The 14,295-nt window shown below is 72.3% G+C and carries 13 protein-coding genes; 6 read left to right on the top strand and 7 right to left on the bottom strand.

Annotated features, from left to right (window positions below; translation table 11 throughout):
* Window positions 1-1,275: an ROK family transcriptional regulator gene (locus tag H9Y04_RS08930; protein WP_187813195.1), complete on the bottom strand. Its 1,275-nt coding sequence runs from the start codon at window positions 1,273-1,275 to the stop codon at window positions 1-3.
* A gap of 181 nt (window positions 1,276-1,456) precedes the next feature.
* On the opposite strand from H9Y04_RS08930, the gene H9Y04_RS08925 reads away from it, so the two are divergent.
* The 3 genes from H9Y04_RS08925 (at window position 1,457) to H9Y04_RS08915 (ending at window position 6,086) form a co-directional block, all read left to right on the top strand.
* Window positions 1,457-3,598, top strand: coding sequence for a hypothetical protein (locus H9Y04_RS08925; protein ID WP_214661059.1), 2,142 nt, complete (start codon window positions 1,457-1,459; stop codon window positions 3,596-3,598).
* Window positions 3,599-3,612: 14 nt separating this feature from the next.
* Entirely contained in the window at window positions 3,613-5,430 is a 1,818-nt protein-coding gene (locus tag H9Y04_RS08920) for an RICIN domain-containing protein (protein WP_308800918.1), read from the top strand.
* 143 nt (window positions 5,431-5,573) lie between these two features.
* Entirely contained in the window at window positions 5,574-6,086 is a 513-nt protein-coding gene (locus tag H9Y04_RS08915) for a hypothetical protein (RefSeq protein ID WP_236070689.1), read from the top strand.
* Here the strand turns inward: H9Y04_RS08915 and H9Y04_RS08910 are convergent.
* The 3 genes from H9Y04_RS08910 to H9Y04_RS08900 form a co-directional block, all read right to left on the bottom strand.
* The gene (locus H9Y04_RS08910; protein ID WP_187813194.1) at window positions 6,010-7,092 is read right to left on the bottom strand and encodes an SPFH domain-containing protein; all 1,083 of its coding nucleotides are present in this window, start codon (window positions 7,090-7,092) and stop codon (window positions 6,010-6,012) included. The genes H9Y04_RS08915 and H9Y04_RS08910 overlap by 77 nt on opposite strands.
* A 27-nt stretch (window positions 7,093-7,119) precedes the next feature.
* A complete protein-coding gene (locus H9Y04_RS08905; RefSeq protein ID WP_187813193.1) occupies window positions 7,120-7,557 on the bottom strand; it encodes an NfeD family protein in 438 nt (145 codons plus the stop codon).
* A gap of 100 nt (window positions 7,558-7,657) precedes the next feature.
* Window positions 7,658-8,599: an SDR family oxidoreductase gene (locus H9Y04_RS08900; protein WP_187813192.1), complete on the bottom strand. Its 942-nt coding sequence runs from the start codon at window positions 8,597-8,599 to the stop codon at window positions 7,658-7,660.
* Between the two features lie 280 nt (window positions 8,600-8,879).
* Here H9Y04_RS08900 and H9Y04_RS08895 point away from each other — a divergent pair, with 280 nt between their 5' ends.
* The gene (locus tag H9Y04_RS08895; RefSeq protein WP_308800917.1) at window positions 8,880-9,722 is read left to right on the top strand and encodes a helix-turn-helix transcriptional regulator; all 843 of its coding nucleotides are present in this window, start codon (window positions 8,880-8,882) and stop codon (window positions 9,720-9,722) included.
* On the opposite strand, the gene H9Y04_RS46575 is transcribed toward H9Y04_RS08895, so the two are convergent.
* Both H9Y04_RS46575 and H9Y04_RS08890 read right to left on the bottom strand, forming a co-directional pair.
* Complete coding sequence (locus H9Y04_RS46575) at window positions 9,719-9,985, bottom strand: hypothetical protein (protein WP_236070688.1); 267 nt, start codon at window positions 9,983-9,985, stop codon at window positions 9,719-9,721. The two genes, H9Y04_RS08895 and H9Y04_RS46575, sit on opposite strands and share 4 nt — an antisense overlap.
* Before the next feature lie 5 nt (window positions 9,986-9,990).
* Entirely contained in the window at window positions 9,991-10,953 is a 963-nt protein-coding gene (locus H9Y04_RS08890) for an MFS transporter (protein ID WP_236070687.1), read from the bottom strand.
* A gap of 260 nt (window positions 10,954-11,213) precedes the next feature.
* Between H9Y04_RS08890 and H9Y04_RS08885 the strand changes: the two genes are divergently transcribed.
* Together H9Y04_RS08885 and H9Y04_RS08880 are read left to right on the top strand one after the other, a co-directional pair.
* Window positions 11,214-12,278: a LacI family DNA-binding transcriptional regulator gene (locus H9Y04_RS08885; RefSeq protein ID WP_187813190.1), complete on the top strand. Its 1,065-nt coding sequence runs from the start codon at window positions 11,214-11,216 to the stop codon at window positions 12,276-12,278.
* 140 nt (window positions 12,279-12,418) lie between these two features.
* Window positions 12,419-13,408, top strand: a complete 990-nt coding sequence (locus H9Y04_RS08880; protein ID WP_187813189.1) for a glycoside hydrolase family protein — start codon at window positions 12,419-12,421, stop codon at window positions 13,406-13,408.
* Between the two features lie 46 nt (window positions 13,409-13,454).
* Here the strand turns inward: H9Y04_RS08880 and H9Y04_RS08875 are convergent, their stop codons facing one another.
* Complete coding sequence (locus H9Y04_RS08875) at window positions 13,455-14,213, bottom strand: DeoR/GlpR family DNA-binding transcription regulator (RefSeq protein ID WP_187813188.1); 759 nt, start codon at window positions 14,211-14,213, stop codon at window positions 13,455-13,457.
* Between the last annotated feature and the right edge of the window lie 82 nt (window positions 14,214-14,295).

The raw sequence follows: 14,295 nt of genomic DNA, 5'->3' as shown, positions 1-14,295 counted from the left end.
CTACGACGAGGATGCGAGCGTTCCACCCGGATCCTGGTACACCACATCGAGCGCGAGCGAAGCCGCGCCCCGCGCCGCCGCGCTGAAGCCGAGCGTGGACGCCAGGACGGTGCAGCCGCCCGCGTCGGGGGCCATGACGCGTTCGGTCAGCTCGCTCTGGACGCGGGTGATCAAGTGGTCGCCGAAATAGGCGAAGTAGCCGCCGAGGACGATGGCCCGGGGGTTGAGGATGTCGGTCAGGGCGGCGAGCCCGAGGGCGAGCCCTTCCGTGATGGCTTCCAGCGCGGCCGTGGTGGCCGGCTCGCCCGCGTCGGCGCGGCGCCGCAGTTCCGCGAGCCGCAGCTCCAGGTCCACCGTCGCGTCCCGTACGGGATCGCCGGGGGCGGCGGCGTGGTCGAGCAGGGCGTGCAGGCCGACCATGGTCTCCCAGCAGCCGCGGCGGCCACAGGCGCAGAGCTTCCCGTCGGGGCTCAGCCGCATATGGCCGATCTCGCCGGCGTATCCGGCCGCGCCGCGCAGCAGCCGTCCCTCCGTGATGATGCCGCCGCCGACCCCCGTCTCGCCGGTGACGTAGATCAGGTCGTGGATGCCGGCCGCGGCCGCGATCAAGTACTCGGCGAGAGCGCCGAGTTTGGCGTCGTTCTCCAGGTCGATCCGCGGGCTCCGGGGGCCCAGGCGCCGGGTCAGGAAGCCGACGACGTCCACGTCCCGCCACTCGATGTTCGGCGCGTAGGAGACCACTCCGCTGCGGTGCTCGATCACGCCGGGGGCCGCCACCGTCACGGCCACGGTGTGCATGCCCCGGCTGCGCAGCCTGCGGCGGGTGTCACGGATCGCCTCCGCCGCGCGGTCGAGCACCTCGTCCGCGCCGAGGCCCCGGACGTCGAGCGGGATGTGCTGTTCGGCGGCCACCTCGCCGCGCAGGTCGAGTGCGATGAGGAAGAGATAGTCGGCGCTGATCTCGACGCCGATGCCGCAGATCGCGCGCCCGTCGATCTCCACGGTACGGCTGGGCCGCCCGATCGATCCGTCACGAGTGGGTTCCCCCTCCCGCACCAGGCCGCGCTCCATCAACTCGGCCACCAGATTGGTGATCGTGGCCTTGGGCAGCCCGGTCTCCGCAGCGATCCGCGTACGGGGCCGGGGCCCGGCGTCGCGCAGCAGCCGCAGCACCTGGCCGAGGTTGGTCCGGCGCAGGGAGGCGCGGTCGCCTGCCTTGTGCGGTCCGTCGCCGCCCGGGGTACGGACACCCGGTCCCCGCTGATCTGCCGTCACTCGGTCTCTCCTCGCGTCCTCGCTCGCGCTGCAGGTCAACGTACGCGAGAGGTCACCGGCGCGGCGAGGGGCCCTGCCCGATCACAAGAACAATCTCTTGCGCACCCATTGACTAGGCATTACTAATTTCGGATCCTAGCCGAATTAAAGACGGGTCCCACTTGGAGGCGCTGAGCACGTGGTGAGGGAACGAGCTGGACGGCCGGACGGCGTGCCCGCGGGGATCCGCGGGCCCCGGGCGCGCTACCACCTGCGCTACCAGCTGCGGCCCGGCGCCGACCTGGCGCAGCGGGCCGCCGCGCTGGCCAAGGTGTGCGACGAGAACGGGGTCGGTGAGGTCGTTCTGCTGCTCGGCGCGGAGGAGGAGTACACCGGACATCTCCTCGGCGCCGAGGAGGACCGCTGGTTCGCGGCGGCTTCCGAGGCCCGTTCCGTACTCACCGAGGCGGGCCTGGACGTCAGCCTCAACCCGTGGGTGACGGCCGGGCACGCGGACCGCGGCAGGACCGGCCGGCCCGGCTTCGCCCCCATGGTCTCGCCGACGGGCAAGGCGGCCGCGGCCCAGGCCTCGTTCGCCTGTCCCGCCTGGCGTGACTGGCTGTACGCGCACTACGGGCGCTTCGCCCGCCTCGGCTTCCGCGTGCTGTGGGTGGAGGACGACTTCCGCTTCCACAACCACGCCCCGCTGGACTGGGGCGGCGGCTTCGAGCCGCTGATGATGGAGCGGCTCTCCGCGCTCGTGGGAGAGCAGGTGACGCGGCCGGACGTGGTGGCCGCCGTCACGCGGCCCGGGCCTCCGCATCCGTGGCGTGCGCTGCTCCAGGAGGTCTGGCGTACGGCGCAGCTCGAAGTCGCCGAGGGTCTCGCCGCGGCCGTACGGGAGAACTCGGCCGGAGCCGCCCGGCTCGGCCTGATGAGTTCGACGCCGGCCCTGCACTCGGTCGAAGGGCGCGACTGGGAGGCCCTTTTCGGGGCCCTGTCCATCGGCGGACGCGTCACGCAGCGCCCGCACTTCGCGCCCTACTCGGACGTTCCGGCCCGCCAACTCGCCTCGGCCGTCTGGTCCCTGGAGGCCCAGCGGGCGCTGCGCCCGGCGCACGTGGCCGTCGAGCCGGAGATCGAGAACTGGCCCCACACGGCCTGGTCGAAGTCGGACACGCAGACCTGGTCCGAGATGGTGACCGCGCAACTCGCGGGCGCGGAAGCCCTGTTGCTCAACGTGCACCCGAGCGCGGCCGGGCACGCGGACCGCTTCCCGCGGATCGACGCGCTGCTGCGGCGCTCGCGGCCCGCGCTCGACTGGCTCGCCGGGCGCCGCACGGAACAGGCGGAACCGATCGGCGTCGGCCTGCCCTGGCGGCCGGCCACCGCCGCGCACGTGCAGACCGGCGAGGGTGCGCTGCACGAACTCGCCGTGGACCCCGCGCCCGCCGCGGACTATCTGCTCGGCTACGGCGTTCCGGTCACCTCGGGACCGGGCCCGGTGCAGGCACTGTTCGGCCGGTGCGCCGACGCCTTCGGCGACGAAGCGCTGCGCGCGATGCTGGCCGGCGGGCTGCTCCTCGACGGGGTGGCCGCGCGGCGGCTCACCGAGCGCGGATTCGGTGCTCTGCTCGGCGTACGGGCCGCGGGGGTGTACGGGCGCGACGCCGAGCACTCCGAAGGACCGTATGCCGTGGAGCAGTTGACCGAGGCAGGCTCGCAGGCCATGGAGCGGGTGAGCGGCGAAGGTGTGCAGGCCGCACGCCACTCGGCCACCGAGCAGGGCGAGCAGCTCAGCGTCGACGTCCAGCCCGCGCTCGCGCACCTCGAAGAGGAGCCGGGCGCCCAGGTCCTCACCCGGATCCGTACGCCTGACGGCCGGCCCTGGGGCGCCGGGCGCAGCCACTTCGTCAACGCGCTCGGCGGCCGGGTCGCGGTGCTCGCCGCCACGGCGCCCGCCGACCTCGCCCGCAGCGATCCGGGGCAGCGGCTCCTGCACGCCACGGTGCGCTTCCTGGAGGGCGACCAGCCCCGGCTGCCCCTGGTGTCCGGCTCCCCGCACCTCATCCCGCACGCCGCCCGCAGCGGCGACCTGATCCGGCTCGCCGTGGCCAACGGCAGCGCCGACCCCGGCCGGCTGCGTCTCGGCCTGCCCGGAACCCCCCACGCGGTGCGGGCCACGCTGCTCGCGCCGCTCGCGGAACCGGCCCCGACCTCCATGACGCAGGTCGACGGCCACCCAGAACTCGAGGCCGAACTGCCGCACCGCGGCTGGGCGGTCCTCGAATGGCGACCCGCCCGCAGGCGTGTGTCGCTCGCGTCCCCCACCTCCGTCTCCTGAAGCGAGGAGTACCTGTGCCATCCCGTTCCAGAGCACGAGCCGCGAGCGCCTTCGCCGCGGTGGCCGCCCTGATGGCGGGCGCGGCCCTGTCGTCGCCCGCCGCGGCCGACGACAGCGCGGAGCCCGCCTATACCGTGAACGTGGGGCAGTTGGGCAAGTGGACCAACCCCGACGACACCCCCGCCGCCACGTACATAGACAAGGACGGCACGTTCCACTACCAGTCGGCGCACGCCCTGTACGCCGCGAACGACCCTCGCAAGTGGTCGTTCTACACGGGCAGCGACTTCGACACGGCGAAGCTGGACACCAAGGTCAGCAGCGCGGTGAACCCGGCCAACGCGCTCGACCGCAACGACGACACGACCTGGCGCTGCAACAACAGCCCCACCGGCCGTGAGTCCACCTACGCGCCCGACACCTCGCACTACTCGCAGCGCAACTACTGCGACCTGATGGGCGTGTGGATCGACCCGGACACCGGCGACTACTACGGCCTGGTGCACAACGAGTTCACGCCGAGCCCCTTCGACGACGGGCTCCACTACGACGCCATCGACTACGCGGTCTCCAAGGACCAGGGAAAGACCTGGGACATCAAGGACCACGTCCTGACCTCGCCGTACAGCACGAAGCGCGGTGACACCGAGGCCTTCCCGCACGACCTCTACCACTACGGCAACGGCGACGCGCGCCTGTTCGTGGACACCGCCTCCGGCTACTTCTACGTCTACTACAACTCCCGCGCCATCCCGAAGGGCGGGGTCTCCGGCGGCTGGACCGACGGCAGCCGCGGCCATGTGGCGCGCGCCCCGATGTCCGCGAAGATGGCGCCCGGTTCCTGGCAGAAGTGGTACGACGGCGCCTGGTCGCAGCCCGGGGTCGGCGGCAAGGAAAGCAACATGGAGCCGGTGACCGCCGAGAACCCGAAGGGGTACACGCCGGTCGCGAACGACTACGACCCGGCGAACGACGGCAATGTCGCCGAGCAGGTGGCGGCAGGTGAACTGCCCGCCAAGTCCGACCTGTTGACGATGAACATCGCCTACAACGCGTATCTCGGCCTGTACATCGGCACGCCCGAGGCGGTCGTCCAGGACAGCAGCGAGCCGCAGCGCTTCTACGTCACCGACGACCTGGCCACGCAGAAGTGGAAGCTGATCGGGGACACCGGCGCCTACAAGTCCGGCTCCTGGTACCGGTGGATGCTGGACTCGGTGAACAAGACGGGCTCCACCATCGTCGGCAAGAACTTCCGCAACTACTGCTCCTGGCAGTGCTCGGGCGGCGGCAGCGGTGAGTACTACAACACCGCGATCGAGACCGACTCGCCCGCCGCACCCGTCGCGTCGGGCGCGCAGTACACCCTCGCGAACGCCGCGGGCCGGGTGCTCGCCCAGTCCTCGGCGAGCGCCACCACCTCGCTGCCGGCCGCCGACGGCTCGGCCCGCAGCAAGTGGACCTTCACGTCCAACGGCGACGGCTCGTACCGCATCGCCAACGCCGCGAGCGGACGGCTGCTCGGCGTGGACTCGGCCAGGAACGCGGGCCGCGCCTGGGCCGCGAAGCCGACCGTGTCGGCGGCGCCCAAGGGCGGCCCGACCGTCGGCCAGCAGTGGTTCGTGATCCCCGGCAAGGATGTCTCCGGGGCGCCAACTGGCACGTTCAAGCTGGTCAACCGCTACAGCGGCCTGGTCATCGGGCTCTCGGGCGCCGAAGGCCGCGCCGCCGAGACCACTCCGGTCCGCGCCTGGACCGACAGCAGCGGTTCGGCGGTCGGCGGCGGACGGACGGCCGGCGAGCAGACGCTGACGCTCACGCGGGTCGGCTGACAGACCCCTGGCGCGCGCATGCCCTACGGCGGTACGGCGTGCGCGCGCCAGGCCCATCAGCCGTGTACCGAGCCGGGGGTCTGTCAGCCGTGTACCGAGCCGGGGGTCTGTCAGCCGTGTACCGGGCCGGGGGTCTGGCAGCCGTGTATCGGTCCGACGGCCGCGAATTCCGCGGACGTCCGCATCGGCACCGACGACACCACCGGCACCTTCACCGCGACCTCCCCGGACACACCGCGCACGCCACCGTCCTGATCGAGGCCTATCTGCCGGGAGCCTCCCTTGCACGCACAGAGGACCCGCTGCTCGGCGGGCTGCTCAGGGACGGTGCGGTGGCCGAGGAGGTGCTCGGCGATCCCGCGTATACGCATCGCTCCGGGCTGCTGACCGTCACTCCCGCCGACGGCCGGATCCTCGACCCGTCGCTCGGCGGCCCGCACCCGCGCCGGATCGCGCTCGGTGCCCCCACCAACAGCCGTTCCGTCGCGGCTTTCGCCCGGCCGCGCAGCGACGCACCGGCCTTCCGTCAGAACGACGCCGTGGCCCGGGACCTGCTTCGCGCCCTGCGGGCGCCGCAGTTCACGTCCCCGACTGCTGCGTCCGGCCCGGCAGTTGGGGCACCCGCGCCGCTTCCGCCTCCGCCTTCGCGTCGCTGACCGCGGCGTCCGCCTGCCGGGCCGCCTCGTCCGCGGCCGCCGCCGCGTCAAGGGACAGCTGGGAGCCTGCTTCGAGCTGGGGATCGCCGTCGGGTTCCGGTGCGTCCCCCTTGCCGGGGTCCGGCAGTCCCGTCTTCGACTGGTCGCCGAACGCGGTGGTGACGGTGCGGATCGCCTCCGTCAGCTCACCCGGGATCACCCAGAACGTGTTGTTGTCGCTGTTCGCCAAGTGGGGGAGTGTTTCGAGGTACTTGTACGCGAGGACCTTCGCGTCGGCGTTGTTGCGGTGCACCGCCTGGAAGACGCGCTCCACCGCCTTCGCCTCGCCGTCCGCGCGCAGGATCATGGCCTGCTGGGTGCCCTGCGCCTCCAGGATGTCCTTCTGCTTCCTGCCCTCCGCCGTCAGGATCGTGGCCTGCCGCTCGCCCTCGGCGTGCAGGATCGCCGCGCGCTTGTCCCGCTCGGCCCGCATCTGCTTCTCCATCGCCTCCTTGATGGTGTGCGGCGGGTCGATGGCCTTGATCTCGACCCGGTTGACGCGGATACCCCACTTGCCGGTGGCTTCGTCGAGGACCGTGCGAAGACGGGTGTTGATCTCCTCGCGGGAGGTGAGGGTCTCCTCCAGGTCCATGGACCCGATGACGTTGCGCAGCGTGGTGACGGTCAACTGGTCGATGGCCTGCAGATAGTCGGCCACCTCGTAGGCCGCCGCGCGCGGGTCGGTGATCTGGTAGTAGAGCACCGTGTCGATGTTCACCACGAGGTTGTCCTCGGTGATCACCGGCTTGGGGTCGGAGGAGTAGACCTGCTCGCGCACATCCAGTTTGGTGTTGATGCGGTCCGCCACCGGCAGCACGAAGTTCAGGCCGGGCTGCAGCGTACGGCGGTAGCGTCCGAAGCGTTCGATGTTGTACCGCCGTGCCTGCGGGACGATGCGCACCGTGGCGGCCACGAGGAAGACGACGACGATCGCCGCCACGAGTATGGGGATGACCACCGGATCCACAACGTCCTCCTCGTGATGGGGTGTTGTTCAAGGGAGCAGTTCGCGCGGATAGACCACCGCGGTCGCTCCGTCGATCTCCATGACGTCCACCAGGGCGCCCACCGGGATCACATGGCTCTCGTCCAGGGCGCGTGCGGACCACTCCTCGCCCGCGATCTTGATCAGGCCGCGGGAGCCGGTGACTTCCTTGAGCACCTCGGCGCGCTTGCCGATCAGCGCGTCACTGCCCTCGTACGTCAGGGGCTGCTGGTCGAGCTGCCGCAGCGCGATGGGCCGTACGACGAGCAGTCCGGCCGCGGAGGCCGCGGCGAGCGCCACCAGCTGGCCGAGCAGCCCGACGCCGACCCCGGACACCACGGCGGCCACGAGCGCGGCCCCGGCGAGCAGCCCGAAGACCAGCGTCAGGGTGAAGAACTCCGCGACACCGAGCACCCCGGCGGCAAGCAACCAGACCAACCACGGCATGGAATCAGCCTCCCTCTGGGGGACTCATCCACCACGCTACGCTCCCGAACCCGGACAGAACAGGCCTGTCGCACCAGGTCGGGACTCCCGTACGGCCGGGTCAGCCGGCGAAGGCCGTCTTCGTGAGCTCCTCCGAGAGCTGCCAGACACGGCGCGCGTGCTCCGGGCTGTCCAGGCGGGAGTACAGCTTCTGCTCCGCGGGCGCACCGCCCAGGTGACCGGGGCCGCGCGGACCGTACAGCCTGCCGCCCTCGGCGTCGGGGGAGGTGGCGGCGTACAAGGCGGGCAGCTGCGCGGTGCGCACCGTGCCGACGAGGATGCCGCGGGCCGACAGGGCCCGGATGAGGCGGACCTGAAGGGTGTCCCGGTCGCGGCCGACCTCGGGCCGCGCCGAGAGCAGGCTCGTCGGGGCCACTCCGGGGTGCGACAGATTGGACGTGATGCCCCAGCCGCCGGCCCGGCTGCGCCGGTCGAGCTCCAGGCCGAAGAGCCCGAACGCGATCTTCGACTGGCTGTAGGCCTTCATGCCGTCGTACGAACGCTCCCAGTTCAGGTCGTCCCAGTTGATGGCACCGCGGTTGGCCGCGACGCTGACCTGCGAGGTGACACGGGCCCGGCCGGCCTTCAGGAGCGGAAGCAGCTGGGCCACCAGGGTGAAGTGGCCCAGGTGATTGGTGCCGAACTGCAGCTCGAACCCGTCGGCGGTGGTCTGCCGGTCGGGCGGGGTCATGACGCCGGCGTTGTTGATGAGTAGATGGACCGGCAGGCCCTCCGTACGGAGGGCCTCGCCGAGGGCCGCCACCGAGTCCAGGGACGAGAGGTCCAGGGCACGCAGTGACACGTTCGCGGCGGGAGCGGCGCGGCGGATCGTGGCAAGCGCGGCCTCGCCCTTACGGGGATTGCGCACGGGCAGCACCACCTCGGCCCCCGCCGCGGCGAGCCGCGTGGCGATCCCGAGCCCGATCCCGTCGCTGGCCCCCGTGACGACGGCGCGCCGGCCCGTCAGGTCGGGGACGGTGATGTCGACGGTCTTGCGGGCCATGGCTTCACTCCTGGGAACGGGGGCGGCTGCTGCCACCGTCGGCTGCTGCGCTCACCGCACATCCTGCCCGCGGGCCGGGCGCGCCGCCGCCTGCGAGAGGGGGATCGAGAGGGCGTGGATATGGGGATGCGGGGCCGGTAGAAAGGGGGCACAGGTGAGAGGTTGTATGCGGTGGCAGGTGCACTGGCGAGAGGGTGTGCGTGCCGGCGGGCGCACCGGCGAGAGGGTGTCCGCGCAGGCAGGCGCACCGCAAGCAGACGCACAAGCAAAGGAGGCCGCAGTGGCGATCGACCGGGCCGCGCTCGCCGAGTTCCTCAGGCGCCGCCGCGAGGCGCTGCAGCCCGAGGACGTGGGCCTCCCGCGCGGACGCCGGCGCAGGACCAGCGGGCTGCGGCGCGAGGAGGTGGCCGCGCTGTGCCACATGTCCGCCGACTACTACGCGCGACTGGAGCGCGAGCGCGGCCCGCACCCCTCCGAGCAGATGGCCGCCTCCCTCGCCCAGGGGCTGCGGCTCTCGCTCGACGAACGCGACCACCTGTTCCGGCTCGCCGGCCACCAGCCGCCGCCGCGCGGCACGGCGAGCGACCACATCGGCCCGGGCATGCTGCGCATCTTCGACCGGCTGCAGGACACCCCCGCCGAGATCGTCACCGAGCTCGGCGAGACCCTGCGCCAGACCCTGCCCGGTGCCGCGCTCACCGGCGATCTGACCGCGTACACGGGCCCGGCCCGCAGCATCGGCTACCGCTGGTTCACCGACCCCGCCGCCCGTGCGCTGTACCCGCCCGAGGATCACGCCTTCCTCAGCCGCATGTTCGCCTCCGGGCTGCGCGGGGTGCTCACGCTGCGGGGGCCGCAGTCCCGCGCGGCCCACCTCGCCGACCTGCTGCTCGCGCGGAGCGAGGAGTTCCGTGCGGTGTGGGACGCGCACGAGGTCGGCATCCGCCCCCGCGAGGTGAAGCGCTTCGTCCACCCGGAGGTCGGAGACCTCGAACTGGCCTGCCAGACCCTGATCGAACCCGGCCAGTCCCACCACCTGCTCGTCTACACCGCCCTTCCGGGCAGCGAGAGTTCCGCGAAGCTGGAGCTGCTCTCGGTCATCGGGACGCAGACGCTGCGCTAGGGCTTGTCCAGGTGATCGGGCTCCCGGGCCGCCTTCGGTACGGGTGCCGATCCAGGACTCGTCGTCGCCGGTGTCCGGTCGCGCAGCGCGGGGACCAGCGCGGTCAGCATCAGCGCGGCCGTGCACGCGAAGGAGAGCGGATAGCCGAGGCCGGCCGCGAGCAGACCGAAACCCACGGCGCCGACGCCCATGCCCGCGTCGTACGCGAAGTTCCACATGGCCACGACGGTGCCGTAGCCCTCGGGCGCCACCCGTGCGTACATCAGCGTCATCGTGGCGTTCTGCGTGATGCCGAAGCCGATGCCGAACACGCCACGCCGGCCACGACGGCGACCGGGCTGTGGGTCAGGGCGAGCAGCAGTGTGCCGACGGCCGACAGAGCGAGCCCGGGGACGACCAGGCGCGCGGGTCCATTCCGGTCGCCGTGCCGGCCCGCGGCCCAGCGCGCGGCCGTCGACGCGGCGGGCTGCACGAACAGGGCCACCGCCACGAGGGACGTGGCGCCGGCGGGAACGGCGAGCGGCAGGAAGGTCACGACGATCCCGGTGGCCAGGGCGCAGGCGCCGAACACCGCGGTGGGGCGGACGAGTTGCCCCGTACGGAACCCCGTCACCAGGCCGACGCGCCTGTCACCGGCAGGCTCCTGATGGGGCAGCGCGGGCACCGTGGCGATCGCGGCAAGGGCGAGCGCCCCGGCGGCCACCGCCACCGGCCCGTACCCCACCCGGGCCGCCAGCCAGACGCCCAGCGGCAGGGCGGCCAGCATGGGCACCCCGGCCACCACACCGAGCAGCGCGAGCCCTTCGCCTCTGCGCTGCGGCGGAAGCAGCGGCACCGTCAGCGCGCTGCCCGCGACCAGGGTGAACGCGAAGCCGATTCCGCGGACCAGGCAGAGCGCGACGATCCAGGCGAGGTGCCCGGACAGGGGCAGCAGCAACGCCGGGGCGCCGAGCAGGAACAGGCCCGCCGCGAGCGTCACACGGTTGCCGAAGCGGGCGGCAAGACGGGGGGTGAGCAGAACGCCGGCCACCGTTGCGAACATCAGCGCGCCCGTGGTGAGTCCGGCGGCGTCACCCCTGCCGCCCGACTCCAACGCGTACAGCGGGACGACCGACAGGAGCAGGTAGTAGCTCGCGGACGCGCCGACGATCGATACGCAGCGCACCAGCAGGGGCCGGGTGACCAACTGCGTTCGCCGCGCGGCGGGTTCGGGAGACGGTGCGTCGGGCATGCGGGGAACCTAGGTGCCGCGCCTGCCGAAGGCAAGGTCGTTTCACGGTGCACGCATGCGGCGACGAGGGCCGCCGCAAGGGCGCCAAGTCAGCCGCGACCAGCGGGAATCGTGTCTGGGCACTATTAGTCGGGCATTAGCTGCACCGCCCCCTTGACGGTCCTTTCGCGACGGCGGCAGGGTTCGGTCTCATCCGCGGCAGCCGACGACGAAGGTGCTCGCCGCCGCGGACTAATGCGCATTAGTCAGGGGAGTCGAGCATGGCCGAGATCCGGTTGCCGAAGGCCCGCCGGGGGCGTCCGCGCCAGGCGGAGGTCGCCCGGCTCGCCGGCGTCTCGCAGACCACCGTGTCGCTGGTGCTCAGCGGCAACAAGCAGGGCATCGCCCTCCACCCGGACACCCGGGCGCGGGTGCTCCAGGCGGCACGGCAGCTGGGCTACGCACCCGACCCGGCCGCGCAGCGCCTGGCCGCCGCCCGCAACGACCTGCTCGGTGTGTTCAGCTTCACCGCCACGTTCCCGACGGATGTGGCGCACTCCTACTACCCGATCCTGGTCGGCGTGGAGCAGGAGGCCGTCGCGCGCGGCTACGACCTCGTCCTCTTCACCGGCTCCAGCTCCGCACCCGCCCGGGCCGGCCGCGCGGACGCGCTCGACCGGGTGCGGCTCGCCGACGGGTGTCTGTTCCTCGGCCGGCACGTGCCCGCGGACGAGCTGCGCCGCCTCGTCGAACAGGGCTATCCCGCCGTGCACATCGGCCGCCGCGACGAACTCGACTCGCTCGCCTGGGTCGGCGCCGACTACGCAGAGGCCACCGCCGAGGTCGTACGAAGGCTCGCGGCACTCGGGCACCGGCACGTGGTCCTGGTGTGCGAGACCGACGAAGCGCTTGCCTCCACCGATCGCGAGCGCGGCTTCCGCGGCGCGCTCGCACAGACGGGTCTGACCGGTGAGGTGGTCCGCGCCGCCGACCCCGCGGCGGAGATCACCGGCGAGTGGGTGCGGTCCCAACTGGCTGCGGGGGTCCGTGCGTTCGTGGCCGAGGAGACCGACACCTGCGCCGCCTGGCGGGCGCTGCTCACCGCCGTGGAGGACGCCGGACTCACCGCACCCGCGGATCTCTCGCTCGCGCTGCTCGGCGCACCGCCCGCCGACCTGGCCCACCTGCCCGAACCGACCGGATTCGACGTCCCCAAGGCCGAGCTGGGAGCGGCCGCCGTCCGCACGCTCACGGCTCTGCTGACCGCGGGCGCCGCCGACTGCTCGCCGCTCGTGCCCTGCGAGTTCAGGCCGGGACGAACGGCGGGGCCGGCCCCGCACCCGTAAGCGAGCCGCTTCCTCCGTCCCCTCTCCACGCAGCGCGTGCGCTGTGGCGTGCCCGCATGCCCCGAGCCGATCCGTCCGGGCCGATCCGCCACCCGCCTCGGTCCGTCCACCCGCCCCACCTCACGAAGGAGCCGCACCTCATGTCATTCGACCGCCGCCGCTTCCTGCAGACCGCCGTCACCGGAGGCACCGCACTCGCCTTCGGCGCGCTCGGCGCCCGCCCCGCGCTCGCCGCACCCGGGGGCTTCCCCGACTACCGCTACGTCCGCACGCTGCTGACCCCCTCCCAGCTCGCGTACAACCCCACGGGCGAGATCATCTTCCCGTGCGTACGCGGCGTGTACGACAAGCTCACCTCGCCGCTGGGCCGTTACTACCTGTACTACGCGCCGCACGACGCCCCCGGCGGCATCTGCCTCGCATACGCGGACTCGATCGAGGGCCCGTACACGGAGTACGCGGCCAACCCGATCGTGAAGAACGACTGGTCACCGCACTACAAGGTCAGCCATGTCTCGTCCCCGCACGTGATGTGGAACGCCGACCACCGCGAGCTGTGGCTCTACTTCCACGGCGAGAACACCACCACGCGCCTCGCCCGCTCCAAGGACGGCATCCACTTCACGTACGACAAGACCGTGCTCACCACCGCGATGCTGCCGGCGGGCACCACCGAGGCCTCGTACGCGCGTGTCTTCCGGCACGATCTGCCGAGCCGTGGCGCCCGCTACGTCATGGTCTTCATGCGCAACGACACCACCAACCACCGTGACATCGGCTGGGGTTGGTCGGCCGACGGGCGGGACTGGCAGTTCGCCGCCGAGCCGCTGATCGACCACGCGGACGTCGGCGCGGTCAATGTGTCGGGGGCGCATCTGCTGTGGCGCAACGGCTCCACCTACGTCGTCTACCACACGGACAAGGCCAGCGGCGGCAACATCCTGATCACCGAGGTCGGCAACGACTTCTCCCGCCGCAACCACCTCGGCGTCTTCTACGACTCCTCGTCCGCCGCCCCGGAGAGCGGCCGGGCCGCCGCGCCCTGCTTCGGCACGGACGGCGGGGTGCCGTACATGATCTACGAGGCGGGGGACCGGCTCGCCGGATCGATCGCCCTGGCCCGCGGCTGAGTTGAGCGGTGGGCGGTGCGGCATGCGCCGGCAACCGCCCACCGCCTCACACCACCGTGACCCGCACCCCCGCCGCCCGCACCGCCGTCAGCTCCTCCTCGGGCGCGCCCGGATCGGTGATCAGGGTGTGCACGGCGGACAGCGGGCAGATCTTCGCGAAGGTGGTGCGGCCGAGCTTGGTGTGCTCCGCGACCACCACCGTGCTGCCCGTGTGCCGGGCGAACGCACGGTCGGTGGCCGCCTCCAACTGGTCGTGGGTGGTGCAGCCGTGGGCCGCGCTGATGCCGTCCACGCCGAGGAAGGCGAGGTCGGTGTGGTGGTCGGCGAGGGTCTTCTCGGCGATGGGGCCCACCAGTTCGTAGCTCTCCCTGCGCGCGGTCCCGCCGATCACGATCAGCGTGACCTCGGGATACGGCATCACGGACGTGGCGATGTTCACCGCGTTGGTGACGATCGTGACGGGTCCGCGTTCGGCGAGCAGCCGGGCCACCTCGCTGGTCGTGCTGCCGCCGGTCAGCCCCACGACCGCGCCCTCGGGGACGAGGCCGGCCGCGGCCCGCGCGATCGCCAGCTTCTGCGGGGAGCGCTGCTCCAGACGGTGCTGCAGCGGGAGTTCGAGGTTCATGCCGCCGCGTACCGCGCCGCCGTGGGTGCGCTCCACGAGCCGCTGTTCGCTCAGCCGGTGCAGGTCCCTGCGCACGGTGGCCTGCGAGACGCCGAGCAGCCGGGCGAGCCGGCTCACGTCCGCACTGCCGTGCGTGGCGACCTGCTCGAGTATCCGCATGTGGCGGTCGCTTCTCAGCACGCGGTGAGCATAGCCCCGGCGGCCGCCGCCACGACCGTACGAGCATGGACTGTGCGCACTTCTGCGCGAGTTGGCGGGATTC

Source organism: Streptomyces polyasparticus (assembly GCF_014493765.1).
Lineage (GTDB): Bacteria > Actinomycetota > Actinomycetes > Streptomycetales > Streptomycetaceae > Streptomyces > Streptomyces polyasparticus.
This window is presented reverse-complemented; position numbering and strand designations above follow the sequence as displayed.

What these genes read in the sequence shown, in the direction of transcription:
- H9Y04_RS08885 (WP_187813190.1), top strand. Translation starts at nt 11,214, where the DNA reads ATGGCCGAGATCCGGTTGCCGAAGGCCCGCCGGGGGCGTCCGCGCCAG.
- H9Y04_RS46575 (WP_236070688.1), bottom strand. Translation starts at nt 9,985, where the DNA reads ATGTACGCACGGGTGGCGCCCGAGGGCTACGGCACCGTCGTGGCCATG.
- H9Y04_RS08890 (WP_236070687.1), bottom strand. Translation starts at nt 10,953, where the DNA reads ATGCCCGACGCACCGTCTCCCGAACCCGCCGCGCGGCGAACGCAGTTG.
- H9Y04_RS08900 (WP_187813192.1), bottom strand. Translation starts at nt 8,599, where the DNA reads ATGGCCCGCAAGACCGTCGACATCACCGTCCCCGACCTGACGGGCCGG.
- H9Y04_RS08880 (WP_187813189.1), top strand. Translation starts at nt 12,419, where the DNA reads ATGTCATTCGACCGCCGCCGCTTCCTGCAGACCGCCGTCACCGGAGGC.
- H9Y04_RS08905 (WP_187813193.1), bottom strand. Translation starts at nt 7,557, where the DNA reads ATGCCGTGGTTGGTCTGGTTGCTTGCCGCCGGGGTGCTCGGTGTCGCG.